Genomic DNA, 26,385 nt, shown 5'->3' with positions numbered 1-26,385 from the left:
ATGCGGCTCGGCATCGGCGAGAAGGCCAAGAGCGTCATTGCGTGGGCCGTGCGCGAGCGGAACACGGAGCCGACGGTTCGGCGCTTGACGGCGGCGCAGCTCTCGATCGTCGCGCAGCCCCTCACGCTCGAGCGCGACAAGCACTATGTCCAGGTCCGCCTGAAATCGCTGCGCATCGTCAACAGCCGCATCGCCTGGAAGAAATATTACGGGTGCATCCACACCAACGCGACGCTCGCGGACAGCCGGACCGGCGAGGCCCAGTTCCAGTCCATCTCGACGCCCTCGAAGCTGGCGGGGCCGGACCCGAAGCATGCGGATCGCATCCTGCTGAAGGATGTGCCGGTGCTGGGCCCCGTGCCCTATCGCGGCGGCAACATGACCGTGGAGATCGGCCTCTTCGCCGTGCAATCGTCGGATCTGGCCGAGCCGTTTCTCGACGTGCTCATGACCATGTCGAAGGCGGCCGGCGTCAGCTTCGTGACCGCGGCGGCACCGTTCGTCGAGCCGCTCAAGAAGGGAGCGGAACGGCTGCTCGGGCTCGAGAATCATTCCACCCTCGCGGTCGGGCTCGCCCACGGCTTTTCGCCGGTCGAGACGGGCTATTACCTCGTCACCGACGCGCCCTCCCACCTGGTCGACGGCAGCAGCCTCCGCTTCGACGAGTCGTTCCGCCTGCAGTTCGAGAAGAACGACAAGTTGGCGGACTATCCCTATTTCGTGTTCAGCATCGAGGCCGAGACACGGCGCGCCGACTGGGCGTCGATCCCGGACCTGCGCAGCGCCCACGACAGCCTGCGCGCGCTGTTGCACGACCCGAAGACGACGAGCGCAAAGGCCGAGGAGGCCTATACTTTTTTCAAACGCCTGGCGCTCACGAGCCCGGACCTGGTCGGCGCGGACGCGGACACGCTCGTCGCCGAGGAAAACGCGCGCCTGCAGAAAGCCTTCGGCCAAGGGCGGGCGGTCGCGGGCCGCAAGAAGGGCTTCGATATCGGCCCGTTCGAGAGCCTCGGGCTCTACGCGACGCCGTCCGGGACGGCCTAGCGCCGGGGCATCTGCAGGAGGGTTGCTACGACTCAATACAACATATTGTTATTGTTTATTTTAAAAATACACTGAAAAATATCGTTGAAATGCGCTTGGAGGTGACGATATCTGCCTCTCGAGCGCGCGGCCTCGGCGCCGGCGCCACCCCAGCCATCGGGTGAAACGATCATGAGCCTGTCTGCCGCCCAAATCGAAAGCCTGCCGCGTGTCGAGGCGGTGCTGAACTATCTCGCCGCCATGACGGAGAAGCCACGGAACTACACCTATGAGCCGCCGCCGGGCATCCCGCAGAACAACGCCGTCTACGAGCCGCACCGCCTGGCGATCTCCAACGCCCGTCCGTTCGCCGACCGGCTTTCGCTCGATGAGGAGGGGCTGGCGCTCGTCGATCACCAGAGCGCCGTCGGCGATTTCTATGACGAGGACGCCCTGCGCCAGGTCTATTACCCGGAGGCTGAGCGGCTGGTGGCGGCGGCAACCGGCGCCGCGCGCGTGCTGGTGTTCGACCACACGATCCGGCGTCGCCTGCCAGACACGGCCGACCGCACCGCCGGCGCGCCGCGCCAGCCGGTACCTCGGGTGCACAACGACTACACCGTCAAGTCGGGGCCGCAGCGGGTGCGGGATCTGCTGGGCGAGGAAGCGGATGCGCTGCTGCGCCGGCGCTTCTCGGTGATCAATGTCTGGCGGCCGATCCGCGGCCCGTTGCGCGATGCCCCGCTCGCCGTGTGCGACGCGCGCAGCGTCGCCTTCCAGGATTTGGTCGCGTCCGATCTCGTCTATCCGGACCGGACAGGGGAAACCTACGCGGTCCGCTTCAATCCGGCGCATCGCTGGTTCTACGTCCCGGAAATGCGCGTGGATGAAGCCCTGCTGCTCAAGTGCTACGATTCCGCCACGGACGGTCGGGCCCGCTTCGCGCCGCATACCGCGTTCGAAGACCCGACCGCGCCGGCCGACGTTCTGCCGCGCGAGAGCATCGAGCTCAGGACGCTGGCGTTCTATATCGCGTAGACCAGCATCGGTGCCGCGAGCCCGCATCGGGAGATCATGATGATCAGGTTTCTTGCCGCCGCCGTGCTCGCACCAGTCGTGCTCGCAACAGTCGTGCTCGCAACAGTCGTGCTGGCAGCAGTCATCGGCAGCGCTGCCCAGGCCGCGACGCTCGACACGGTGAAGGCGCGCGGCGTGGTCAAGTGCGGCATCTCGACCGGCATCGCCGGCTTCTCGCTGGCCGACAGCCAGGGCAACTACGCCGGCATCGACGTCGAGATCTGCCACGCCTTGGCCGCGGCCGTGCTGGGCGATGCCGGCAAGGTCAAGTTCGAGCCGCTGTCGCCCGAGCAGCGCTTCACGGCGCTCCAGTCGGGCGAGGTCGACCTGCTCGCCCGCAACACGACCTGGTCGCTGACGCGCGAGGCACAGCTGGGGCTGGTGTTCGGCCCCACCATCTTCTACGACGGCCAGGGCTTCATGGTTTCGAAGAAGCTGGGCGTGAAGAGCGCCAAGGAACTGTCGGGCGCCACGATCTGCGTCCAGCCGGGCACCACGACCGAGCTCAACCTCGCCGACTATTTCCGCAAGAACAATCTCACACTGAAGACCGTGGTGATCGAGAGCGAGGACGAAATCGAAGGCGCCTTCTTCGCCGGCCGGTGCGATGCGTTGACGACCGACGCCTCGGGCCTGGCCGGCGTGCGCATCACCCGGGCCAGCAACCCGGACGACTACATGATCCTGCCTGAAATCATCTCGAAGGAACCGCTGGCGCCGGCCGTCCGCGCCGGCGACGACCAATGGCTCGACATCATCCGCTGGACCGTCTTCGCGCTCGTCGACGCGGAGGAGCATGGCCTGACCCGCGCCAATGTCGACGAGGGCCTGAAGAGCAGCGATCCGACAGTGCAGCGCCTCTTGGGCGTGACGCCGGGCAACGGCAAGGCGCTCGGCCTCGACGAGCGGTGGGCTTACCGGGCGATCCGCCAGGTCGGCAATTACGGCGAGATATTCGACCGGACCGTCGGCGCCAACGGGCCGCTCAAGCTCGCCCGCGGCCTGAACGAGCTCTGGAGCAAGGGCGGCCTGCTCTACGCGCCGCCGCTGCGCTGAGAGCGCCTGTCTTTCCTGTCTTTATTGGGGGATAGCGCTCTGCCGGGCCGCTTTTTCGACGGCACCGCAGCGGCTATGGTGCCGCCGGTAACGCAGCAGAGGCGGTTCGCATGGTCGGCAAGCGCAAGGGGATCCAGTCGGTCGAGATCGGCGTCGGCGTGCTGGACGCGCTCGTCAAGCTGGGCCGGCCAAGCACCTTGTCCGAGGTCGCCAAGGCCAGCGACCTGTCGGCGAGCCAGGCGCACCGCTATCTCGCGAGCTTCGTCAACACGGGCTTCCTGAGGCAGGACCCGGCGACGGCGCTCTACGACCTGCACGCCGGCGCCCTGCGGCTCGGCCTCGCAGCGATGGCACGGCTCGACGTGTTCGAGGAGGCGAGCCAAGTTGCCCAAGAGGTCGTGGCGGCCACCGGGCGCACCATTCTGCTCGCCATCTGGTCGGACCTGGGCCCGACCATCGTGCGCTGGTATCCGGGCTCCCCACCCGTCTACACGACGCTCGCCATCGGCTCCCGGCTGTCGCTCACCATGTCGGCGACGGGCCGCGTGTTCCTCGCCTTCCTCAACGAGACCTATGTCTCCGACTTCCTGCAGCGCGAGCTGGTGCTCGAGCGAACGAACGGCCCGGTCGACATCGACGCGCTGCGCCAGCAGGTGCGGCGCGACCTGATCGCCGCCGTGGACGGCACGATCATTCCCGGCCTCAGAGCTTACGCCGTGCCGATATTCAACGTGCAGGGCCAGCTCGTGCTCGTGATGTCCGCCATCGCATCGCAGAGCTTCGCGGTCGACGCGGACGCCGCCGTGAAGCAGCGCCTCATCGCCGCCGGCCAGGAGGTCACGCATCGACTGGGTGGGCGCTGGCCTGAGATGCATTGGCCTGAGGGCCGCTGACCCGGGAACCGCCGACCCGGGAACTCCCGAGCAGCGCGCGGGCGGCGCGGGCGTCGAAGACCTCGGCCGCCACGAAGCCGTCCGGTAGTTCCACCTCGGCGGCGACCAGGCGCCGGCAGACGCTCATGTCGCGCCCGGCATTGACCGCCGCCACCCCGGCAAGCCGCCGCCCCTCGATCAGCAGGAACACCCGCCCGCCTGCGACGGTCGAGCCCTGCTCGACGATACGGGCGCCCTCGACCTCCGGCCCGGTCCGGCCGGCGAGCTGGACGTTCAGGTCGAACTGGTCGGTCCAGAACCACGGCGCGTCCCGCGGCGGCAGCGCCTCGCCCAGGATGGCGGCCGCCGCGCGCTCCGCGGTGACATTGGCGTTCTGCCAGGTCTCGTAGCGCGCGAAGCGCCCGTCGGCGCCGGCTTGCGCGGCCATGTCGCCGATCGCGAAGATCGCCGGATCTGAACTACGCATGGCCTCATCGACCACCACGCCATCGTCGACGATGAGACCGGCGTCCTGCGCCAAGCCGGTGTCCGGCACGATGCCGATGCCGGCGACAGCGAAGTCGGCGGTAATGGTCTCGTCGTTGGACAGCGTCGCGTGCACGCCCGCCGCGTCCTCCCACATCGTGCGGACGCGGAGGCCGGTTCGGATGTCCACGCCCCGGGCGCGGTGACGTTCGGCAATCAAAGCGGCGACGGGATGGGGGAAGTTGCGCCCCAGCAGACGGGAGCCGATCTCCACCACGGTGACGGCCAGCCCCTTGATGCGCAGCGTCGCTGCGACCTCCAGCCCGATGACGCCGCCGCCGATGACCAGCACGGACCTTGCGCCCGCCGCCTGTGCCGCGATGGCGTGGACGTCATCGACCGTGCGCAGGGTCTGCAACCGCTGCAGCTGGAACGGCAGATGGCGCGGCCGGCCGCCGGTCGCGAGCACGAGCTGCCGGTAGGGCACGGTTGTCCCGTCATCGAGTACCACGCGCCGCGCCGCCCGGTCGATCGACACCACCCGTCGGCCGAGCATCATCCGGACGCCCAGCCGCTCGTATTCATCTGCCGCAGCCAGGAAGGCCGGCGCTGCGGCGGGGTCGGCCAGCATGTCCTTCGATAGCGGCGGGCGCTCGTAGGGCGGCAAGGGCTCGGCCCCGATCAGCATGACCGGGCCGGGATAGCCGCGCTCGGCCAGCAGCATGGCCGCGCGTCCGCCGGCCTGGCCGGCCCCGACGATGACTGCACCTCTGCTCATGCCGTTCTCCCTGATCCTCCTGCCGGCTCGGCAGCGCCGTGAAAACGGGCTTGACCGGCTGTCGTTGCACATAATACAAATCATATCACAATATGCAAACACTCGCATGATCGAGGCGTACGGAGGAAGCGATGCCGGAAGACATGACGGCGCCACCCGCCGACCGGATCTGGGATGCCGGGGAGACGGGAAAGGTTCCCTACTGGGTCTATACGGACGACGCGGTCTACCGCCGCGAGCTGGAGCGGATCTGGTACGGACCGCACTGGCTCTATTGCGCGCTGGAAGCGGAAATTCCGAACGTCGGCGACTTCAAGACGACCACGCTGGGCGAGCGTCCGGTGATCGTGGTGCGCAGCACCGAGGACGAGATCAGCGTGGTGGAAAACCGCTGCGCGCACCGCGGCGTGAAGTTCTGCCAGTCGCGTTCAGGCCACGCCAAGGACCTGCTCTGCCCCTATCACCAATGGGCCTACGATCTCAGCGGCAAGCTGATCGGCGTGCCGTTCCGCCGCGGCGTGCGCCGCCAGGGCGGCATGCCGGCCGACTTCGATCCGGCCCGGCACGGCCTCAACCGCTTGCGGGTCGAGGTGGTGAACGGCGTAGTCTGGGCAACCTTCTCCGACGAGACGCCGCCGTTCCGGGAATATCTCGGCGAGAAGTTCTGGAAGCACTACACGCGCGTCTATGACGGGCGGAAGCTCGAGGTGCTGGGCTATAACCGCCAGCACATCCCGGCCAACTGGAAGCTGATGCAGGAGAACATCAAGGACCCGTATCACGCGGGCCTGCTGCACGTGTTCTTCGTCACCTTCGGCCTGTTCCGCGCCGACCAGAAGTCCGCGGTCGACATCGACGACACCGGCCGCCACGGCATCCTGATCAGCCGCAAGGGCGAGCAGGAGGTGAACGACGTCACCACCGACATGCGCAACTTCCAGGGCGACCTGAAACTGGCCGACCCGCGCATCCTCGACGTGGTGAAGGAATTCCCCGGCGACGAGACGGTCGGCATGATCACCGTCTTCCCGAGCGTCATCCTGCAGCAGCAGGTGAACTCGCTCACCACGCGGCAGATCGTGCCCAAGGGGCCGAACGGCTTCGACTTCCACTGGACGCACTGGTGCTACGCCGATGACACGCCGGAGATGCGGCTCCGGCGCACCCGCCAGGCGAACCTGTTTGGCCCGGCCGGCTTCGTTTCCGCCGACGACGGCGAGGTCATCGAGATGAGCCAGCAGGGCTTCTCCGCCGCCGCGGACGAGGCGGCGCTCGTGCTGATGGGCGGCCGCGAGATCGCGCCGACCGACCACATGGTCACCGAAACGGCGATCCGCGGCATGTACCGCTATTGGCGCGAGGTGATGGGGCTATGACCGCGACAGCAAGCGAGGCGTCCGCCGTCGACACCATCCTGCGCGCCCGCGTACGGGACCTGTACGACGCCTATTACGACGCGCTCGACGACGTGCGGCTGGCGGAATGGCCGGACTTCTTCACGGCGGAATGCCTCTACCGCGTCATCCCGCGCGAGAATTTCGAGCGGGGCTACACGCTCTCGACCATGCAGGCGGAAAGCCGGGGCATGCTGCAGGATCGCGTCACCGGCCTCCTGAAGACGCAGATGTACGCGCCGCGCTACTACCGCCGTTTCCCCGGCCCGCTGCGCATGACGCGGACGGCTGAGGGTATCGGCACCCGGCACAACCTGCTGATGGTGCAGACGCTGATCGACCAGCAGCCGTCGATCGTGCTGTGCGGCACCTGCCATGACGTGATCGTGGAGGACGAGGACCGCCTGCGCTTCAAGGCGCGCGTCGTCGTCTTCGATTCCGAGATGATCGCAAACAGCCTCGTCTATCCCGCGTAGAGGACCGCCCCATGAACTGGATCAAGACCATCGAGACCGCCGCCGTCGATGCGGACGGCATCGCCAGCGCCACGGCGAACGGGCGGCGCATCGCCGTCTATGCCGTGGACGGCACGTATTTCGCCACCTCCGACATCTGCACGCACGGCCAGGCCTTCCTGTCCGACGGCTATCTGGACGGGCACTTGATCGAGTGCCCGCTGCACCAGGGCCTGTTCGACGTGCGCACCGGTGCGCCCGCCGGCGCCCCCTGCACCCAGCCGGTCCGCAGCTTCCCGGTAAAGGTCGAGGACGGCTTCGTCCACATCCAGGTCGAGGAACCCGCGGCATGACCACATCGCCGCCGGGGCCACCCGCGCGCGAGATGACGGCAGGAGCCGTGAATTAGAGGAGCATTAAAGGCGCGAGCCAACGCGCCAGGGCTAGCTCCGAAAACAACAATCCAGGGAGGGACGCGACCTATGTCGCAAGCTCGCATCATCGACGTGGCCGCGACCATCGAACGCGCGCGGTTCGGACGGTTTCATTTCATCATCACGGCGCTCTGCGCGCTGATCGCGCTGCTCGACGGGTTCGACACGCAGGCGATTGCCTATGTCGCCCCGGTCATTGCCGAGCAATGGCGGATGAATATCGCCGGTTTCGGCACCATCTTCGGCGCGGGTCTCGCCGGCCTGACCCTCGGCGCCTTCATCCTCAGTCCGGCGGCCGACTTTTTCGGGCGGAAGCGCGTCATCCTGCTGTCTATCCTGATATTCGGCCTGTTCTCGCTCGTCACCGCCTCGGCGCACTCGATGGACCAGCTGCTGCTCTATCGCTTGCTCACCGGTCTCGGCCTCGGCGGCGCCATGCCAAACATCATCGCACTCACCGCCGAATATTCCCCATCGCGGCTGCGCGCGACGCTGGTCACCGTCATGTTCTGCGGCTTCCCGTTCGGATCCACGGTCGGCGGCCTGATCAGCGCGCCGCTGATCGCGGCCTACGGCTGGCCTTCGGTCTTCGTCACGGGCGGCGTGGCGCCGCTCGCGATCCTGTTGCTGCTGGCCGTCTGGATGCCGGAATCCGTGCGCTATCTGGTGGCGCGCGGCGCGCCGGCCGAACGGGTCCGGGCGATCCTCGCCCACCTCGACCCGTCGCTCATCGCGCAAGCGGCACCGGACGCCGTGTGCCGGCTGAACGAGCCGGCGGTGGAGGGCTTCCCCGTCGCCGAGCTGTTCCTGGAAGGCCGGGCGCGCACCACGGCGCTCTTGTGGGTCGCCTTCTTCATGAACCTGCTGGTCATGTATTTCCTGGTGAACTGGCTCCCCTCTCTACTGCGCGGCACCGGCCTGCCGATGCGGGTCGCCATCCTGTCCACCGCCGTGCTGAACCTGGGCGGCGTGGTCGGCGCCATCGCGCTCGGCCGGATGATCGACCGGCTCAACCCTCACCTTGTGCTGGGCAGCGCCTATGCCGCCTCGGCGGCCTTCATCGCGGTCGTCGCCTTCTCGGCATCCGACTTGTGGGTCCTGATGCCGGCCACTTTCCTCGCCGGGTTCGGCGTGGTCGGCGCGCAGATCGGCATGAACGCGCTCGCGGCCGGCGTTTATCCGACGGCCATCCGCTCCACGGGTGTCGGCTGGGCGCTCGGCGTCGGCCGCATCGGGTCGATCATCGGCCCGGTCGCGGGCGGCCTGCTGCTGGGTGCGGGCTGGGGCACAGAGGACGTCGTGCTGGCCGCCGTCGTGCCGGCCCTGCTGGCATCGACTGCGGTCTTCGCCCTCGGCCGGCACCGCGTGCCCGTCCGGGCGATCGACGCCTCGCTGGCGCACTGATCGGGATTGGAGCTTAGCTCGCCGGGATTGCCCCCGCGGCGGCGAGCCGCCGATAGTCGCGATCGAGCTCGTCGATGATGCTCTCGCCCTTCTCGAGGAAGAACGAGCGGAGATGTCTGTGCACCGGCAGCAGCGGCATGTTGCGCCGGTGCGCGACGAACCAGGACCGCATCAGCGGGAAGCCCTCGACGGCCAGCGTCGTCAGCAGACCCAGCCGCAGCTCGAGCCCGATCGTGTGGCCCGAGATGAGGGCGACACCCATGCCGGCCATGACCGCCTGCTTGATGGTCTCGTTGCTGCTCGTCATCATCGCGACGCGCGGTGCGAAACCGGCCCGGTCGAAGAAGCGGTCGAACAGCGCGCGCGTGCCGGAGCCTTCCTCGCGCAGGACAAAATTCTCGCCAGCGAGCAATCCGGCCGGCAGCAGGGGCTGGTCGGCGGGCGGATAGGCCGCCAGCGGATGGTCGGGCGCCGCGATGATGACCGAGGGATGTGGCGCGAAAGGTTCGGCCGTAACATCGACGCCGGGCAGCGGCTGCCCCATCACCGCCAGATCGATCTCGCCATTGACAATCGCGCTGTTGATCTCCCGCCGGTTCCCCTCGCGCAGGTGAATGACGATGCCCGGGTGCTCCGCGCGGAAGCGGGCCAGCATGTGCGGGACCAGGTATTTAGCGGTCGAGACGAGGCCGATCGTCACCTGGCCGCCCGTCAACCCTTTGAGCGCCATCATCGCCTGGTCGGCGTCCTCGAGCGAGCGAAGGACCTGCTTGGCATGGCCGAGCAGCGTCCGCCCGGCCTCGGTCAGCGCCGCCTTCTTGCCGACACGCTCGAACAGCGCGAAGCCCGACAGCGCCTCGATCTGCTTGATCTGGAACGACACGCCCGCCGGCGTCAGATGGAGGTTTTCGGCCACGCGCGCGAAGGACAGCGTCTCCGCCGCGGCGACGAAAAGCTGGAGCTGGCGGATCGTCACATGCCGCATGGGCTGTCCATCATCAAGTGATCCCTTGATATAAGTGGCAGGATATTTTGTTTTCCCCTGTGATGTCCAGCCGATAGCCTCTGTTCATGCAAACGGCCCCAGCGGGTCCCTATCGACGAGGTGCCGGCATGAACGAGATCACCGAACTCAAGATTCCCGACTCCAAGATCACCGACGCCAAGGCGCGCTATCGGCCGGGCGTCCTCAAGTATCGGCAGATGGGCTATTGGGAGCCCGACTACGAGCCCAAGGACACGGACATCCTGGCACTCTTCCGGATCACGCCGCAGCCGGGCGTCGAGCCGGAGGAAGCCGCGGCGGCAGTCGCCGGCGAATCCTCGACGGCAACCTGGACCGTCGTCTGGACCGATCGCCTCACCGACTGCGAGTACTACCGTGCCCGCGCCTATCGGCTGGACCCGGTACCAGGCACGCCCGGCCAATGGTTCGCCTATATCGCCTATGACCTCGATCTCTTCGAGGAAGGCTCGATCGCCAACCTGACGGCCTCGATCATCGGCAATGTCTTCGGGTTCAAGCCCCTGAAGGCGCTCCGGCTCGAGGACATGCGGATCCCGCCGCACTACTTGAAGACCTTCCAGGGCCCCGCCACCGGCATCGTCGTCGAGCGCGAGCGCATGAACGTCTACGGCCGGCCGCTCCTCGGTGCCACGATGAAGCCCAAGCTCGGCCTCTCGGGCCGCAACTACGGGCGCGTCGTCTATGAGGCGCTCTCAGGCGGCCTCGACTTCACCAAGGACGACGAGAACATCAACTCGCAGCCCTTCATGCACTGGCGCGACCGCTATCTCTACTGCATGGAGGCGGTCAACAAGGCGATGGCCGAGACCGGCGAGGTGAAGGGCACCTACCTCAACGTGACCGCCGCCACGATGGAGGACATGTACGAGCGTGCCGAATTCGCCAAGGAACTCGGCAGCGTCATCGTCATGATCGACCTGGTCATCGGCTACACGGCGATCCAGTCGATGGCCAAATGGGCGCGACGCAACGACATGATCCTGCACCTGCATCGCGCCGGCCATTCGACCTACACGCGGCAGAAGAACCACGGCATCTCGTTCCGCGTCATCACCAAATGGATGCGCATGGCCGGTGTCGACCACATCCATGCCGGGACGGTGGTCGGCAAGCTCGAGGGCGATCCGGCCACGGTGCGCGGCTTCTACGACACCTGCCGCGAGATCCATGTCCCGCGCAATCTCGAGCACGGCATCTTCTTCGACCAGCCCTGGGCCAGCCTCAAGAAGCTGATGCCGGTCGCATCCGGCGGCATCCACGCCGGCCAGATGCATCAGCTGCTCGAGCATCTGGGCGAGGACGTCGTGCTGCAATTCGGCGGCGGCACGATCGGCCATCCCATGGGGATCGCCGCGGGCGCCACTGCCAACCGTGTCGCGCTCGAGGTCATGATCAAGGCCCGCAACGAGGGCCGCGACATCCGGCGCGAAGGGCCGGAGATCCTCAACCAGGCGGCAAAATGGTGCCAGCCGTTGCGGGCAGCCCTCGACACCTGGCGGGACGTGACCTTCGACTATGCCTCGACGGACTCGGTCGACTACGTCCCGACCCCGACCGCCGCCTTCTGAGCCGGAGGAGAACCCCGATGCGCCTCACCCAAGGACAATTCTCCTTCCTGCCCGATCTCACCGACGACGAGATCCGGCTGCAGATCGAATACGCGCTCGGCCAGGGCTGGGCGATCGGCATCGAGTTCACCGACGATCCGCACCCGCGCAACACCTACTGGTCGATGTGGGGCACGCCGATGTTCGACATCAAGGATCCGGCCGGGATCATGATGGAGCTGAAGGAGTGCCGCGCCGCCCATGGCGGCAAGTACATCCGGCTCCTGGCCTTCGATGCGAGCAAGGGCTTCGAGACGCTGCGCATGTCCTTCATCGTCGATCGCCCCGCGGAAGAACCGGGCTTCGAGCTCGTCCGCACGGAGGGGGCCGGCCGCCGCGTCGGCTATGCGGTGCGCAGCTATGCCACCACGAGGCACCCGAGCGGCACCCGTTATGCCCGGAGCTCCGCATCATGAGCCGGCGCGCACCGCTCTTGGCACCCAGCATCCTCGCCGCCGACTTCGCCCGGCTCGGGGATGAAGTCCGCGACGTCGTGACGGCCGGCGCCGACATGATCCATGTCGACGTCATGGACAATCACTATGTGCCGAACCTGACGATCGGCCCGCTCGTCTGCGCCGCGCTCCGGCCGCACACGACCGCGCCCATCGACGTGCACCTCATGGTGAAGCCGGTCGATGCGCTCGTCCCCTCTTTCGCCGAGGCGGGTGCCGACCTTATCAGCTTCCATCCGGAAGCCTCCGAGCATGTCGACCGCACGCTCGCCCTCATCCGCACACATGGGTGCAAGGCGGGTCTGGCACTCAATCCGGCGACACCGCTCCATCACCTCGACCATGTGATGGACCGGCTCGACCTCATCCTCGTCATGTCGGTCAATCCCGGCTTCGGCGGCCAGATCTTTATCGACGAGGCGCTTCGCAAGCTCGCTGCCGTGCGCGCCCGCATCGATGCGCATGCCGCCCGCGGCGGCCAGCCGATCGCGCTCGAGGTCGACGGCGGCGTCAAACTCGACAATATCGGCCGTGTCGCAGCGGCGGGCGCCGACATCTTCGTCGCCGGTTCCGCCATCTTCGGCGCCCGCGATGCCGAAGATGGTTACCGGCCGGTCATCGGCGCGATGCGTCGCGCGCTCACCAACAGCCCCGTTATCGAGGACGCTGCATGACCGCCCTCGCCGCCATCACCAACGGCGCCATTACCGACAACCGGGTCGACCTCCGGGCGCTCCATGCCGAAACCAATATCGGCGAAACGCTCGAGCAGCTCGACCGCGAGCTTGTCGGGCTGGCACCGGTCAAGCGCCGGATCCAGGAGATCGCCGCCCTTCTGCTCGTCGAGCGCGCGCGGCGCGCCCTCGGTCTGGAGGCGGAGCCGCCGTCGCTACACATGTGCTTCACCGGCAATCCGGGCACGGGCAAGACGACGGTGGCGCGGCGCATGGCCGAGATCCTGCACCGGCTCGGCTATGTCCGGCGCAATCACGTGGTGAGCGTCACCCGCGACGACCTGGTCGGCCAGTACATCGGCCATACCGCCCCCAAGACGAAGGACGTGCTGAAGCGGGCGATGGGCGGCGTGCTGTTCATCGACGAGGCCTATTACCTCTACCGGCCGGAGAACGAGCGCGACTATGGCCAGGAGGCGATCGAGATCCTGCTCCAGGTGATGGAGGACAACCGCGACGATCTCGTCGTGATCCTCGCCGGCTACCGGGACCGCATGGAGACGTTCTTCCGGAGCAATCCCGGCATGGCCTCGCGGATCGCCCACCACATCGACTTTCCCGACTACACCGGGGAGGAGCTGTTCCGCATCGCCGAATTGATGCTCGCGACCATGCACTATGCCGTGGACGCCGACGCCCGGGTGGCACTCAAGGACTATATCGAGCGGCGCATGCGCCAGCCACGCTTCTCGAACGCACGTTCGATCCGCAACGCGCTCGACCGGGCACGGTTGCGCCAGGCGAACCGCCTGTTCGCCGAGCTCGACCGGGCGCTCGACCGCGAGGCATTGGAGACGATTACCGCCGCCGACATCAGGGCAAGCCGCGTCTTCACGAGCTAACGACTTCAGCCGCGCCTTCAAAAGCCAGCGACCTCACAAGCTGGCAACGACGTTCACGGGAGGAAGCCATGTCAGTCAGGTGCACGAGCCTCGGCCAATTCATCAAGGAGGCCCAGAATCAGGGCTGCATCGACGAGGAGCTCGCAGCGCTCATCGAGAGCGTGGCGCACGCCTGCACGTCCATTGCGACGGTCGTCGCGCAAGGCACGCTCGCGACGACGGACGGTGTCGCAACGGAGATCAACGTCCAGGGCGAGGCGCAGAAGCCGATCGACGTCCTCACCAACGCAATCATGTTGGAGACCTGCGAGCGGAGCGGGGCACTCCGCGGCATGGTCTCCGAGGAGATGGCGGAGCCTTACAGCCTGCCTCCCGGCTCCCCGAGGGGCCGCCATCTCCTCGTCTTCGACCCGCTCGACGGTTCGTCCAACGTCGAGCTCAACATGCCGTTCGGCACCATCTTCTCGGTGCTGCGGGCACCAGAAGATGCGGGCGAGCTTTTGCCGGCCCATTTCCTTCAGCGCGGTCGGCAGCAACTTGCCGCGGGCTTCGCGCTCTACGGGGCGGCGACGATGCTGGTCTTGACGCTGGGCGCCGGCGTCCACGGCTTCACGCTCGACCGCACGACCGGCACCTTCCTCCTCACCCACCCCGACCTGCGGATCGCCGAGACGACGTGCGAATTCGCCGTGAACGCGTCCAACGAGCGCTTCTGGGAGCCGCCCGTCCGACGCTATGTCGAGGAGTGCATCGAGGGCCGGGCGGGGCCGCGCCGCATCGACTTCAACATGCGCTGGATCGCGGCAATGGTGGCCGAAGTCCATCGCATCCTCTTGCGCGGCGGGCTCTTCATGTACCCGCGCGACCGCAAGGTACCGGCCCGTCCGGGGCGGCTCCGCCTGCTCTACGAGGCGAGCCCGATGGCGATGCTGGTCGAGCAGGCGGGCGGCGCCGCCAGCACCGGGCGCGAACCGATCCTCGACATCGTGCCCGAGGTGATCCATCAGCGTGTGCCGGTGATCCTGGGCTCCCGCGAGGAGGTCGAGCGGCTCGTCCGCTATCACGAGATCTTCGATCGTGGCGAGGCCTTGGTCTTCCGCACGCCGCTCTTCAACACAAGGACGCTGTTCCAAGCGGACGCCAACGAAGCGGAGGGCCTGCCATGTCGGTGAGACATCCGGTCGTCGCCATTACCGGCTCGTCGGGTGCCGGCACCACGACCGTCACCACGACCTTCCAGCAGATCTTCCGGCGCGAGCGCATCACGGCGGCGATCGTGGAGGGCGATGCCTTCCATCGCTACGACCGCAAGGAAATGCGGGCGCGGCTGGCCGAAAGTCAGGAGGGCGGCCAGAAGGTTTTCAGCCATTTCGGCCCGGATTCCAACCTGTTCGAGGAGCTCGAGGAACTATTCCGCCACTATGGCGACACCGGCACCGGGCGGGTGCGGAAATACCTGCACGACGACGAGGAGGCAGCCCCCTTCAACCAGCCGCCCGGCACCTTCACGGCCTGGCAGGACATCCCGTCCGGCACGGACCTGCTGTTCTACGAAGGCCTGCATGGCGCGGTCGTGACCGAGACGGTGAACGTCGCGCGCCACGCCGACCTGCTCATCGGCGTCGTGCCGATCGTCAATCTGGAATGGATCCAGAAGCTGCACCGCGACAAGAAGGTGCGCGGCTATTCCGAGGAAGCGATCGTCGACACGATCCTCCGGCGCATGCCGGACTACGTGAACTATATCTGCCCGCAATTCTCGCGCACGGACGTGAACTTCCAGCGCGTGCCGATGGTCGACACGTCCAACCCCTTCATCGCACGCGACGTGCCGACGGCGGATGAAAGCATGCTGGTGATCCGGTTCCGCAACCCGCGCGGCATCGATTTTCCCTACCTGCTGTCGATGCTGCACAACAGCTTCATGTCGCGGCCCAACACCATCGTCTGCCCGGGCGGCAAGATGCCGCTCGCCATGCAGCTCATTTTCACACCGATGCTCTGGCAGCTCATGGACCAGAAGAAGCGCGCCCTGTGAGACCGAGTATATGAGGCCGAAACGGGAGAAGAGACGATGACGGCGATGTTCCAGACCGAGCCCGCTTTCGCCCCCCATGCGCCCGATCGCCGCACGCCCGATCGTCGCGCAATGGCGAACGCGCTCCGCGTGCTGGCGATCGACGCGGTCGAGGCCGCCAAGTCCGGTCATCCAGGCATGCCGATGGGCATGGCCGACATCGCCGAGGTGCTGTGGAACGATCACCTGAAGCACAATCCGGCCGATCCGCGCTGGCCGGACCGCGATCGCTTCGTACTGTCGAACGGCCACGGCTCGATGCTGCTCTATGCCCTGCTGCATCTGACCGGGTACGACCTGCCGCTTGCTGAGCTGCAGCGCTTCCGTCAGTGGGAGTCGCAGACGCCGGGCCATCCCGAGGTGGGGGTGACACCGGGGGTCGAGACCACGACCGGGCCGCTCGGCCAGGGGATCGCGAACGCCGTCGGCATGGCGCTCGCCGAGCGGCTGCTCGCCGAAGAGTTCAACCGGCCGGGCCATCGGATCGTCGACCACCGGACCTTCGTCTTCCTGGGTGACGGCTGCCTGATGGAAGGCATCTCGCACGAGGCCTGCTCGCTCGCCGGCACTCTCGGCCTCGGCAAGCTGGTCGCCTTCTACGACGACAACGGCATCTCGATCGACGGGCACGTCCAGACCTGGTTCGCCGACGACACGCCGAAGCGCTTCGAGGCCTATGGCTGGCGCGTGCTTCGCGACGTCGACGGCCATGATGCCGACGCGATCGATGCCGCGATCCGCGAGGCGCTCCGGCCCTGCGGCCGGCCGACGCTCATCTGCTGCAAGACGGTGATCGGCTGGGGCGCGCCGGCGCTCGCCGGCACGCACGAGGTGCATGGCGCGCCGCTCGGCGCGGACGAGGCCGCCAAGGCGCGCACCGTCCTCGGATGCGAAGGCCCGGCCTTCCATGTTCCGGACGAATTGCGCCGCCATTGGGATGCCTCTGCAACCGGCGCCCGCGCGCAGCAGGATTGGGACAGCCGCTTCGCCGCCTATGCCGCGGACTATCCGGCGCTCGCCGCCGAGTTCAGCCGGCGCATGGCGGGCGCACTGCCCGAAAGCTTCGCCCATTGGGCGGATCGTTGGTTGGCCGAACCGCGCCCGGCCGGCGGCGTCGCCAGCCGCAAGGCATCGCAGCTCGCGATCGAAGCGCTCGCGGCGCAGCTGCCGGAGCTCTTCGGCGGCTCGGCCGACCTCACCGGCTCGAACCTCACGGCCTGGCAAGCATCACGTTCGGTCAGTCGTGAGCGGGGCGGCAACTACCTGCATTACGGCGTGCGCGAGTTCGGCATGACGGCGGTCATGAACGGCGTGGCGCTCCACGGCGGCTACATCCCGTTCGGCGGCACGTTCCTCGTCTTCTCCGATTATGCGCGCAACGGCCTGCGCCTCGCCGCACTCATGGACCTCAGGTCGATCTTCGTGCTGACCCATGATTCGATCGGGCTCGGCGAGGACGGACCGACGCACCAGCCGGTCGAGCATGCGGCCTCGCTCCGCCTCATTCCGAACATGGACGTCTGGCGCCCGTGCGACCAGCTGGAGACGGCGGTGGCCTGGCGCGCCGCGGTCGAGCGGCGCCATGGCCCGACCTGCCTGCTGCTGTCGCGCCAGGCTCTGCCGGAACAGGCGGCCGGGCCCGAGCGGGCTGGGCTTGCGGCGCGCGGCGGCTACATTCTGGCGGAAGCCCACTGGGCACCGGCGGTCGTGCTGATCGCGACCGGCTCGGAAGTCGCATTGGCCGTCGCGGCACGGGAGCTCCTTGCCGCCCAGGGGATTGCCGCCCGCGTCGTCTCGATGCCGTCGACCACCGTCTTCGACCGGCAGAACCTGGCCTATCGCCGCGCGGTGCTGCCGGACGGCGTGCCGCGCGTCGCGATCGAGGCCGGGGCGTCCGACCTCTGGTGGAAATATGTCGGGCTCGACGGTGCGGTTGTCGGCCTCGACCGGTTCGGCGCGTCCGCCCCGGCGAACGTCCTGTTCCAGCACTTCGGCTTCACGGCCGAGCGGATCGCCGAAACCGTGGCCCGCTGCGTTCGGCAGCCCTCATAGAAAGGAAGGAGAGTGGGATGGCGCTCGTATCGATGAGGCAAGTGCTCGACCACGCGGCCGAGCACGGCTACGGACTGCCCGCCTTCAACATCAACAACATGGAGCAGATCCAGGCGATCATGGCGGCGGCGGACGCCTGCGACAGCCCGGTGATCCTGCAAGGCTCGGCCGGCGCCCGGAAATATGCGGGCGAGGCCTTTCTGCGCCATCTCGTGGCCGCGGCGGTCGAGACCTGGCCGCACATTCCGGTGGTGCTGCACCAGGATCACGGGGCAAGCCCCGCGGTGTGCCAGCGCTCGATCCGCGCCGGCTTCACGAGTGTCATGATGGATGGCTCGCTCACGGAGGACATGAAGACGCCGGCGAGCTACGACTACAATGTCCGCGTGACCCGCACCGTGGTCGACATGGCGCATGCGGTCGGCGTCTCGGTCGAGGGCGAGCTGGGTGTCCTGGGCTCGCTCGAGACGGGCGAAGCCGGCGAGGAAGACGGCTCGGGCGCCGAGGGCAAGCTCTCGCACGGCCAGCTCTTGACCGATCCGGACCAGGCGGCCGATTTCGTCGCCAAGACGGGGGTCGATGCGCTCGCGATCGCGATCGGCACGAGCCACGGCGCCTACAAGTTCTCGCGCAAGCCGACCGGCGACATCCTGGCGATCGACCGGATCCGCGAGATCCATCAGCGCCTGCCGAACACGCATCTCGTCATGCACGGCTCGTCCTCGGTGCCGCAGGAATGGCTCGCCGTCATCCGCGAGCACGGCGGCGCGATCAAGGAGACCTATGGCGTGCCGGTCGAGGAAATCCGCGAGGGCATCCGCCACGGCGTGCGCAAGATCAACATCGACACCGACATCCGCCTTGCCATGACCGGCGCCATGCGCCGGCTGATGGCGCAGAAGCCGGATGAGTTCGACCCGCGCAAATTCCTCGCCGACGCGACCAAGGCCGTGACCGAGCTGTGCCGCGCGCGCTTCGAGGCCTTCGGCTCCGCCGGACAGGCGTCCCGCATCAAGCCCGTGCCGCTCGACCAGATGGCGGAGCAATACGGCGCCCATGCAATCCGCCTCGCTTCCTGAGGCACGCGCAGGCTGACCGCGGACGGTGGCTGTCCTCGCGCCGAACCGGACTATAATCGTCCCGGGCTCAAGGAACCGCCCGTCCTGCAAGGGAGGTCGCCGATGACTCCGGAACGACTGATGCAGCTCGCCTGGGAATACGCGCCGCCGCTCATCCTGGCGACGCGCCCCGTTCCATGAGCCCCGCTGGTGCCGCTGGCGGTCCGGGTCTAGTCTAGGCCCGTGACGCTCCGCCGACGGAGACGTGGGATGTTCCGCAGGCTCACAGCCGCCCTGCTCGTGTTGACATGCTTCGCCGCCTGGGTGCCGCCCGCGACGGCCGGGTCGGCCCGGACGGCCCCGTCCGAGAGTTGCGACCGCGCTGAGATGGACGCCGGGGACTGTTCCTTGGGGCAGCTCGAGGACCAGCTTCGCGCATTGAGCGAGCGCGCCAAAGAGGTCGGCGAGGACGCGATCGCCGCCGGTCGTGCGGCACTGGATGCGGCCATCGCAAAGCTGCGCGAGCGGGAACGGTCGCGGCATCACGACCGCGGCGAGCCACGCCCGGGCGACGACGTCGCGAACATATAGTCGAGCGCATCTTGCCAGCCATCTTGTGGTTGTAACGAAGATCGGCTTTTCTGGTGTCGGACAGGGGACGACGGTCGGCCTCCCTGGACATGTCGGCGCAGCGACTTCCTGATCACCCGTCTCGGCAATCGCCTGCCGTCCTCGTTCCGATCGGTTGCGCCCATGCTCCAAATGCGCTGCTGCCTCCCTGCCCTCTGCGTCCTGTCGGTCCTTGCGGCACCCGTCTTCGGGGCGGAGGTGCCGCTCCAGACCCAAGTGCTGGAGCCGCAGCAGCTGGCGCCCGACGCCCCGATCGCGAACCCCTTCTCGGGGCTCTACACCGGGCTCTTCCAGAATCCCAGGACCTTGGCGCTGCAGCCGGTCAAGGCGACGAATGCCGCACCCTGGCCAGCCCGGCCGGTCGACGTCTATGGCCGTGTTTCATGGCATTCGCTCGAGGCGGCCGGCGCGGGCAAGTTCGACTTCTCGGTCATCGACAAAGTGCTGGCCGCCCTTCCGAAGGGCGATCGCTTCGGCTTCCGCGTCATGGCCTTCAACCCGCAACAGAAATCCGACACCAACCTCGCGACGGGCGCCGACGGCTATCCGGTCTATACCGACGTGCCAGCCTATCTCGAGACCCGCGACCATGGCTGGCTGCTGCCGCTCGATCCTCAGGACGCGACGCAAGGCCATTATTTCATTCCGGACTGGAACGATCCCTATGTGCAGCAGCGCATGGCCGCGTTGGTGGCGGCGCTGGGCCGGGCCTATGACGGCGATCCGCGGATGGGTTGGGTCGACATTGGACTCTACGGCAGCTGGGGCGAGTGGCATACTGCGGGCCTGCCGGACAGTGCCGACTACAAGTGGGGCATTCCCTACGGCGTCGCGGCCCCCTACTTCAGCATCAACCAGCAGCAATATCTGTCGAACAAGGGTGTGGCAGGGGCCTATGCCGCCGGCACGGCCGCCAGCAAGACCCAGATCGTGCAGGCCTATGCTTCGGCCTTTCCGAAGACCCAACTTCTCATGCTGACCGACGACGGCGATGCGGTGTGCTACGCGCTTACGCTCGCCGGCCAGCGCAAGCCGATCGGCCTCAGGCGCGACAGCCTGGGTTCCAGCATCAATTCCTTCTACTGGCAGTTCCCGGATGCCCTGCCGGGGTGCAATACCGCCGGCGACATCCAGGCGATCCTCGCCCGCTGGCGGACGGCCCCGTTCGTCACCGAGGCCTACGGCAACGGCGCCTCGCCGACCTTCCCCTGCCAGACTTTCGAGCAGGTCCTGCCGGCCGACCGGTCGCGCGCCTACAACTGCTCGGTCGCCGGGTGGAACGGCGCGGTCCCGAACTACTGCATCGACGAAGAAGTACTCGCGACCCATGTCGCGTCCATCAAGAACGCGTCGCTCTGCAGCACCGACTGGAGCACCTATCCGGCGGCCGAGCAGCAGGCCTTCCTCACCGCCGGGCTCTATGCCGGTTACCGGTTCGCGCCCGCTCGCGTTGCCGTCACGGCCGACCGGAGCGGGGCCGGCACGCTCTCGGTCGAGACGAGCTGGCTCAATCGCGGCGTGACGCCCGCCTACGATGCCTGGCAGGTGCGCTACAGCTTATGGCTGCTGAGGCGAGGACAACCGGCGCCGGCGCTCACCTGGACCTCCGCCGTCGACCTGCGCCAGGTTCTGCCGACCGGAGCCGCGCCGTTCGCGCCGCAGACGCCGCTCATCGTGCGCGACACCGTCGTGCTGCCGCCGACCGTGCCGTCCGGCACCTACGAGCTGCAGGTCGAGGTCGCAGACCCGACGAGCTATCTGGCCCCGATGCAGCTGGCGCTTGAGGGTCGCTTTACCGATGGCCGCTATTCGCTTGGAAAGATCGCGATCCCGGAGCCGTCTCGCTGAGCGCGGACGTGGCGGACGGCCAAGACGACGGCCCGTCTCGCGTCAGTCGACGGCCTGCCGCCAGGCGGCGGTGACGTTGCCGCCGAGCCGAAGATTGATGAACGGCCGGCGCGGCGCCATCAGCGCGAGCAGGCGCGGATCGTGGAACCGCGCCTCGTACGGTTCCATCCAGGCGAGATCGCTGGTGAAGGTCCAGGGGAAGAGCTGCTGCGGCGTGGCGCTGTAGGCGGCGAAGCTCGCCGGGTTCTGCACGGCCTTGATCACGAGATCGGCCAACCGCCGGATCGCGCCGTTGTTTTCCGCATAGAGATCGACGCCGCGCGCCCGGGCGAGCTCGGCGGTGAACACCAGCGGGATGAGCGCGAAATTATGGTAGTGCAGCGCCCGATCGCCCCGCTTCAGTTCGCGCTCGAGCGTGCCGTTCTGCAGGATGTCGCGGACACCCTCGCGCGCCCGGGCAATGCCGGCATCCACCAGGTCCGGCCGGTTCGCCAGCGTGCCGATCGCCGCCAGGTCGAGCCCGGCCCAATAGACGAGATTGTTGTGCAGGTGATTGATCGCCTCGGCATCGCGCGTCCCGGCCGCGATCCGCACCAGCCAGTTCGTGACCACGGCCGGCACGTCCGAGGCCGTCCGCCCCGGCGGGCGGAAGCGGAGCAGCGCCAGCGCGAAGTCGGTCCCGGCCCAGGAGCGCTCGTAATAGCCCTGGTAGCCGCGGATCGGCGCCATCATGGCGTCAGCCCGCGCCCATGTGCCGAGCAGATCGGTGAGACAGGCGCGATCACCGGCGTCGGCCGCCTTGTTCACCTGCTCGATGAAGGCGTGGAGCGGCGCGATGGCGCGCCCGTAACCCGCGGGGTCGTCATAAAAGCCCGGAACATCGACCGAGGCGAGCGGCGGCGGGACATTGCACGGCTGCGCTTGGCCCGCATGACTGATCAACAGGCCGACAGAGACAGCCAGGGCGTGGGCCGCAATCCGCCATCGACCGCCGCCAGAGGTAGACTGACGCGCCGCGCCCACTTTCGCTTTTCGGATCATCTCACACCGGGAAATCGTCTTGATCAATTATTGCGACGAGCCGCACCGTCAAAATATTTTTAAAAACGTCGTGCGCTTCGATGTCGCACTGATATTCAACAGATCGCGCCAAACAGTAAATTAATATTATTTGACCGGAGAAATTATTTTTTATGACCCCAATATTCGAGACCGCGTGGTCGCTATGATCGGCCTTCGGCAGAAGCGGCGGCGAGCACCTCTTGCGGGCAGCGTGCCGGCGCATGCCGGTCATTGAGTCGACTGGAAGCGCGCATGAAGGTCTCCCGCCCCAAAAGAAAAGGGCGGGATCGATCCCGCCCTTGATCCTCGTCAGATGGATTTCACCTCGCCGCCGTCCATGCGGAGCGTCGAGCCAGTCATCCAGCGGGCGCCGGGCGAAACCAGGAAGGCCATCAGCTCGGCGATTTCCGCCGGCTCGCCATACCGGGCGATGCCTGCTTCCTTCGGGAAGTTGGCCGTCGCCGCCTCGACCGTCATGTTGTGCAGCGGCGCCCAGTGCTCGAGATAGGACCGGCGGCGGCCGGTCATCACCGGGCCGGGCAGGACGCTGTTCACCTGCACGCCGTCGGCGATGCCGCGATCGGAGAACGCCTTCGCCAAGGCCACGATCGCGGCATTGATCGTACCGACGGCGGCATAGGGCGCCTTCGGGAACAAGGCCGAGTTGCCCGACATCAGCACGACCGAGCCCTTGGCCGCCTTCAAGGCCGGCCATGCGGCGATCGTGAGCCGCCGGGCGCCGTGCAGCTTCAGCGCCAGGCCGCGCTCCCACTGCTCGTCGGTCATCTCGAACAGGTCGATCTGCGGTACGGCACCCGCGATGTTGAGCAGCGCGTCGATCCGGCCGAAGGTCGCCAAGGTCTGGTCGACCACAGCCTGCGCGGCCGACGGCTCGGCGAGGTCGGCATCGATGACCAGCACTTCGGCACCGGCAGCCTTCGCTGCCGCCGCGGTCTCCTCCAGATTGGCCCGGTTGCGCGCGACGAGGACCAGGCCCGTGAAGTCGTGCGCGAGGCGGATCGCGGTCGCCTGGCCGATGCCCTGGCTGGCGCCGGTGACGATGGCTACTGACTGCGACATGGGATGTCTCCTTGCTGGCACAGGGGCGTATCAGTCGTGGACCACGACCATCTTTCCGCCGGCCTCGTTCGCCTCCATGACGCGGTGCGCCTCACGGATCTCGTCGAAGCGGAAGACCCGGACCGGCGTGACGTCGAGCCGGCCGGCCGCGGCGTCCTTGGCGATCTGCTGCAGCGGCACGTCCGACAGCGGGAAGCCCGGCGTGCCGAACACGAAGCTGCCGAAGAAGCTGAGATGGACGCCGCTCGGCATCTGCAAGAGCGGGTTGAAGTCGGGGATCGGGGCGAGCCCACCCAGAAAGCCAGCCAGGCACGTGCGGCCACCACGGCGCAGCATGGCGAGCGAGTCGAGTGCTACGCTGTTGCCGACCAGGTTGAGCACGGCATCGATCTGCTTCGCCTCGGCAATATCCTTCGAGAGGTCCGGGCGCTCGACCTCGCACCGTTCGGCGCCGAGCTTCTGCAGCAGCGCGAAGCGCTCTCTGTTGCGCGTCGTCGCAATCACCCGGGCGCCGGCGTTGACGGCCAGCTTCAGTGCCGCCTGGCCGAACGAGGAGGTGGCACCGCGGATGACGAGCAGCTGGCCCGCCTTGATCTCGAGGTTGCGGAACAGGCAGGTCCAGGCGGTCGCATAGCTCTCGGGGATCGCCGCGAGTTCCGCCCACGGCAGGTCCGCCTCAATCAGCGCGACGTTCGAGACCGGCGCACGGGTATATTGGGCGTAGCTGCCGTTGATCGTCCGGCCGAGGCCGCCCATGAGCGCCGCCACCTTGGCGCCGACCGGAAACTCGCCGCCGGGGCAGGATTTCACGATGCCGACGCACTCGATGCCGCTGACCGGCGCCGCCTCGGCCCATTCGCCCCGGCGCATGTGCATTTCGGCATGATTGATGCCGAACGCCTTGATCTCAATGACCACATGGCCGGCCTGGGGCTCCGGCTCCGGAATGTCCTTGTAGACCAGGCTGTCGAGCCCGCCGAATTTCTCGAGGACGATGGCACGCATGATAGATCTCCGTGAGGGGGCGCCCTGCCCTGCGCGACGGCGCGGGCGCGGTTGTCGTGAGGTCAGCGGGAAAGGAAGTCGCGGATGGCCGCCGCAATCTCGGCGGCATGCGTCTCCAGCGCGAAATGCCCGGTGTCGAAGAAGTGGACGGCCGCATCCGGGATGTCGCGCTTGAACGCCTCGGCGCCCGGCGGCAGGAAGAACGGGTCGTTCTTGCCCCACACCGCCAGGAAGGGCGGCTTGTGGGTCCGGAAATACTGCTGGAAGGTCGGGTAGAGCGCGACGTTGCTCTTGTAGTCGCCGAACAGGTCGAGCTGCACCTCGTGGGCCCCAGGGCGGGCCAGGTAGAAGTTGTCGAGCGAGTAGCCGTCCGGCGAGACCTGCGCCGCTTCGGGCACGCCGTGCGTGTACTGCCAGATCGTCGTCTCCGGCGTGAAGAAGGCGCGCAGCGCCTCGCGGTTGGCCGGCGACGCGTCCTGCCAATAGGCCCGGATCGGGTTCCAGCCGTCGCTCAAGCCTTCTTCGTAAGCATTGCCGTTCTGCGAGATGATCGCCGTGATCCGTTCCGGATGCCTGACGGCGAGGCGGAAGCCGGTCGGCGCGCCGTAGTCGAACACATAGACGGCGTAACGATCGAATCCCACGACCTCGGTAAAGCGGTCGATCACATCGGCAATCCGTTCGAACGTATGGCCACGGCTCGGCAGGTCGGAGTTGCCGAAACCCGGCAGGTCGGGGGCGATGAGATGGAAGCGATCGGCCAGCAGCGGAATGAGATCGCGGAACATGTGGCCGGCGCTGGGGAAGCCGTGCAGCAGCAGCAGCTTCGGCGCGTCGGCGGGGCCGGCCTCGCGATAGAACACCTTGAAGCCGTCCACGTCGGCGGTGCGGTAGTTGATGGCGGTCATGGCGTGTTTCCCTCCGAGAAGATCATAACCATGTCAGCGTTGTTAGTCAGGTTATGAAGCGAGCGTTGTAACCTGTCAATGATATTTCTAGAGGTTACGGAAAGATTCGGATGAGACAGGTTGTTGGCCCTCGCGCCTTGGGCGCAAGGGTTGCTGTCAGCCTGCGACAATTTCGGCGATCGCCTCGCGAACGATGTCCACGACAGCGGCGGGCGCGGTCACGAGCGGCGCATGGTCGACATCGTGAGAGCGGATCCGCGCTCCCATTCGCTCAGCCATGAAGCGCTGGTTTTCGTGGACGATCATGCGGTCCCGCTCCGCCACCAGGAACCAGGCCGGACGGTCCTTCCACAGCGGCCGCTCCACGGCGACGGTGATGCATGCGGGCGAGATCGGCCGCTGAACCGCCGCTAGCACGGCCAGTTCTTCCGCGGCAGCATCCTGGGCGAAGGCGGCGGCGAAAGCGTTCTCCGGCAGATAAATCAGCCCGTGATCGTCCGGTGCCAGCTTAGGCGCCTCAGGGTGCGGCTCGGTGCGATAGAAGACGTCAGCAACGGTCTCGCCCTCGTCCGGGGCGAGTGCCGCCACATAGACGAGCGCCTTGACCTTCTCGTCGCGCGTCGCCGCGATGACGGCCCCGGCATAGGCATGGCCGACGAGCACGACCGGCCCCGACACCCGCTCCAGCGCACGCTCGACCGCCGCTACATCGTCGCGGAACGACGTCAGCGGTAACGGCGCTGCCACCACCCGGACACCTTGGGCCGCCAGCGGCCCGACAACCCTCGCCCAGCTCGATCCATCCGCCCAGGCGCCATGGACGAGCACGACACTCACGTCATTCGATGACATTACCGCTCTCCTTCTGAACACGAACCAGGCTCATAACCGTCTAAATGACATTTAGACGGTTATCATCGCCGAACATAACTTGTCAAGCGATCATCGAGGGGTTATGTGTCAGAAGGGCTCGCACATGATTGCCCTCGGCGAATAGCGCCGGGGGCCGGGATAGGAG

Annotated in this window: 25 protein-coding genes; 18 read left to right on the top strand and 7 right to left on the bottom strand. The window is 67.2% G+C overall.

All coding sequences use genetic code 11. From position 1 onward, the window contains the following. From IEY58_RS00345 to IEY58_RS00330, 4 genes are all read left to right on the top strand, one after another. The gene (locus IEY58_RS00345; RefSeq protein WP_189041255.1) at positions 1-1,047 is read left to right on the top strand and encodes a hypothetical protein; all 1,047 of its coding nucleotides are present in this window, start codon (positions 1-3) and stop codon (positions 1,045-1,047) included. A 171-nt stretch (positions 1,048-1,218) separates the two neighbouring features. Then, complete coding sequence (locus IEY58_RS00340) at positions 1,219-2,064, top strand: CmcJ/NvfI family oxidoreductase (protein WP_189041253.1); 846 nt, start codon at positions 1,219-1,221, stop codon at positions 2,062-2,064. A 36-nt stretch (positions 2,065-2,100) separates the two neighbouring features. After that, positions 2,101-3,159: an amino acid ABC transporter substrate-binding protein gene (locus IEY58_RS00335; protein ID WP_189041251.1), complete on the top strand. Its 1,059-nt coding sequence runs from the start codon at positions 2,101-2,103 to the stop codon at positions 3,157-3,159. Between the two features lie 110 nt (positions 3,160-3,269). Continuing rightward, positions 3,270-4,052 carry an IclR family transcriptional regulator gene (locus tag IEY58_RS00330; protein WP_189041249.1) on the top strand — a complete coding sequence of 261 codons (783 nt, stop codon included), beginning with the start codon at positions 3,270-3,272 and terminating at the stop codon, positions 4,050-4,052. Here IEY58_RS00330 and IEY58_RS00325 read toward each other — a convergent pair. After that, the gene (locus IEY58_RS00325) at positions 3,997-5,295 is read right to left on the bottom strand and encodes an NAD(P)/FAD-dependent oxidoreductase (protein WP_189041247.1); all 1,299 of its coding nucleotides are present in this window, start codon (positions 5,293-5,295) and stop codon (positions 3,997-3,999) included. The genes IEY58_RS00330 and IEY58_RS00325 overlap by 56 nt on opposite strands. 131 nt (positions 5,296-5,426) lie before the next feature. On the opposite strand from IEY58_RS00325, the gene IEY58_RS00320 reads away from it, so the two are divergent. The 4 genes from IEY58_RS00320 to IEY58_RS00305 all read left to right on the top strand — a co-directional run bounded on the left by IEY58_RS00320 (position 5,427) and on the right by IEY58_RS00305 (position 8,982). Then, entirely contained in the window at positions 5,427-6,671 is a 1,245-nt protein-coding gene (locus IEY58_RS00320) for an aromatic ring-hydroxylating dioxygenase subunit alpha (RefSeq protein ID WP_229743373.1), read from the top strand. Then, positions 6,668-7,165, top strand: coding sequence for an aromatic-ring-hydroxylating dioxygenase subunit beta (locus IEY58_RS00315; protein ID WP_189041245.1), 498 nt, complete (start codon positions 6,668-6,670; stop codon positions 7,163-7,165). The genes IEY58_RS00320 and IEY58_RS00315 overlap by 4 nt, the downstream gene beginning before the upstream one ends. Positions 7,166-7,176: 11 nt before the next feature. Beyond that, positions 7,177-7,497, top strand: coding sequence for a non-heme iron oxygenase ferredoxin subunit (locus IEY58_RS00310; RefSeq protein ID WP_189041243.1), 321 nt, complete (start codon positions 7,177-7,179; stop codon positions 7,495-7,497). A gap of 129 nt (positions 7,498-7,626) precedes the next feature. Beyond that, positions 7,627-8,982, top strand: a complete 1,356-nt coding sequence (locus tag IEY58_RS00305) for an MFS transporter (RefSeq protein WP_189041242.1) — start codon at positions 7,627-7,629, stop codon at positions 8,980-8,982. A gap of 13 nt (positions 8,983-8,995) precedes the next feature. Here the strand turns inward: IEY58_RS00305 and IEY58_RS00300 are convergent, their stop codons facing one another. Then, positions 8,996-9,967, bottom strand: coding sequence for a LysR family transcriptional regulator (locus IEY58_RS00300; RefSeq protein WP_189041241.1), 972 nt, complete (start codon positions 9,965-9,967; stop codon positions 8,996-8,998). 128 nt (positions 9,968-10,095) lie between these two features. Between IEY58_RS00300 and IEY58_RS00295 the strand changes: the two genes are divergently transcribed. From IEY58_RS00295 to IEY58_RS00250, 10 genes are all read left to right on the top strand, one after another. Next, entirely contained in the window at positions 10,096-11,577 is a 1,482-nt protein-coding gene (locus IEY58_RS00295; RefSeq protein ID WP_189041240.1) for a form I ribulose bisphosphate carboxylase large subunit, read from the top strand. 17 nt (positions 11,578-11,594) lie between these two features. Beyond that, positions 11,595-12,032 carry a ribulose bisphosphate carboxylase small subunit gene (locus tag IEY58_RS00290; RefSeq protein WP_189041238.1) on the top strand — a complete coding sequence of 146 codons (438 nt, stop codon included), beginning with the start codon at positions 11,595-11,597 and terminating at the stop codon, positions 12,030-12,032. Next, positions 12,029-12,745 (top strand): ribulose-phosphate 3-epimerase, encoded by a 717-nt coding sequence (gene rpe / locus IEY58_RS00285; protein ID WP_189041236.1) that lies wholly within the window; start codon positions 12,029-12,031, stop codon positions 12,743-12,745. The genes IEY58_RS00290 and rpe overlap by 4 nt, the downstream gene beginning before the upstream one ends. Further along, the gene (gene cbbX, locus IEY58_RS00280; protein WP_189041234.1) at positions 12,742-13,647 is read left to right on the top strand and encodes a CbbX protein; all 906 of its coding nucleotides are present in this window, start codon (positions 12,742-12,744) and stop codon (positions 13,645-13,647) included. Before rpe ends, cbbX begins: the two co-directional genes overlap by 4 nt. A gap of 68 nt (positions 13,648-13,715) precedes the next feature. Continuing rightward, entirely contained in the window at positions 13,716-14,819 is a 1,104-nt protein-coding gene (locus IEY58_RS00275; RefSeq protein WP_189041232.1) for a class 1 fructose-bisphosphatase, read from the top strand. Beyond that, positions 14,810-15,685: a phosphoribulokinase gene (locus tag IEY58_RS00270; RefSeq protein WP_189041230.1), complete on the top strand. Its 876-nt coding sequence runs from the start codon at positions 14,810-14,812 to the stop codon at positions 15,683-15,685. Before IEY58_RS00275 ends, IEY58_RS00270 begins: the two co-directional genes overlap by 10 nt. Before the next feature lie 36 nt (positions 15,686-15,721). Next, entirely contained in the window at positions 15,722-17,776 is a 2,055-nt protein-coding gene (gene tkt / locus IEY58_RS00265; RefSeq protein WP_407648369.1) for a transketolase, read from the top strand. Between the two features lie 17 nt (positions 17,777-17,793). Next, on the top strand, positions 17,794-18,855 hold the full coding sequence (gene fba, locus IEY58_RS00260) for a class II fructose-bisphosphate aldolase (RefSeq protein ID WP_189041228.1): 1,062 nt from the start codon (positions 17,794-17,796) through the stop codon (positions 18,853-18,855). Between the two features lie 249 nt (positions 18,856-19,104). Beyond that, positions 19,105-19,425 (top strand): hypothetical protein, encoded by a 321-nt coding sequence (locus IEY58_RS00255; protein WP_189041226.1) that lies wholly within the window; start codon positions 19,105-19,107, stop codon positions 19,423-19,425. Between the two features lie 162 nt (positions 19,426-19,587). Beyond that, complete coding sequence (locus IEY58_RS00250; protein WP_189041224.1) at positions 19,588-21,312, top strand: DUF4832 domain-containing protein; 1,725 nt, start codon at positions 19,588-19,590, stop codon at positions 21,310-21,312. A gap of 42 nt (positions 21,313-21,354) precedes the next feature. Here IEY58_RS00250 and IEY58_RS00245 read toward each other — a convergent pair whose 3' ends face one another. The 5 genes from IEY58_RS00245 to IEY58_RS00225 all read right to left on the bottom strand — a co-directional run bounded on the left by IEY58_RS00245 (position 21,355) and on the right by IEY58_RS00225 (position 26,219). Then, positions 21,355-22,254 carry an alginate lyase family protein gene (locus IEY58_RS00245; RefSeq protein ID WP_229743371.1) on the bottom strand — a complete coding sequence of 300 codons (900 nt, stop codon included), beginning with the start codon at positions 22,252-22,254 and terminating at the stop codon, positions 21,355-21,357. Positions 22,255-22,683: 429 nt separating this feature from the next. Further along, a complete protein-coding gene (locus tag IEY58_RS00240; RefSeq protein WP_189041220.1) occupies positions 22,684-23,454 on the bottom strand; it encodes an SDR family oxidoreductase in 771 nt (256 codons plus the stop codon). Between the two features lie 30 nt (positions 23,455-23,484). Then, positions 23,485-24,459 carry a zinc-binding alcohol dehydrogenase family protein gene (locus tag IEY58_RS00235; protein WP_189041218.1) on the bottom strand — a complete coding sequence of 325 codons (975 nt, stop codon included), beginning with the start codon at positions 24,457-24,459 and terminating at the stop codon, positions 23,485-23,487. A gap of 62 nt (positions 24,460-24,521) precedes the next feature. Beyond that, entirely contained in the window at positions 24,522-25,367 is an 846-nt protein-coding gene (locus IEY58_RS00230) for an alpha/beta fold hydrolase (RefSeq protein ID WP_189041217.1), read from the bottom strand. Positions 25,368-25,523: 156 nt separating this feature from the next. Next, a complete protein-coding gene (locus tag IEY58_RS00225) occupies positions 25,524-26,219 on the bottom strand; it encodes an alpha/beta fold hydrolase (RefSeq protein WP_189041215.1) in 696 nt (231 codons plus the stop codon). Positions 26,220-26,385: the final 166 nt, after the last annotated feature.

This window comes from Aliidongia dinghuensis (genome assembly GCF_014643535.1).
Taxonomy (GTDB): Bacteria; Pseudomonadota; Alphaproteobacteria; order ATCC43930; family CGMCC-115725; genus Aliidongia; species Aliidongia dinghuensis.
The sequence above is the reverse complement of the archived record's forward strand: the minus strand, read 5'-3'. Positions and strand labels throughout refer to the sequence as shown.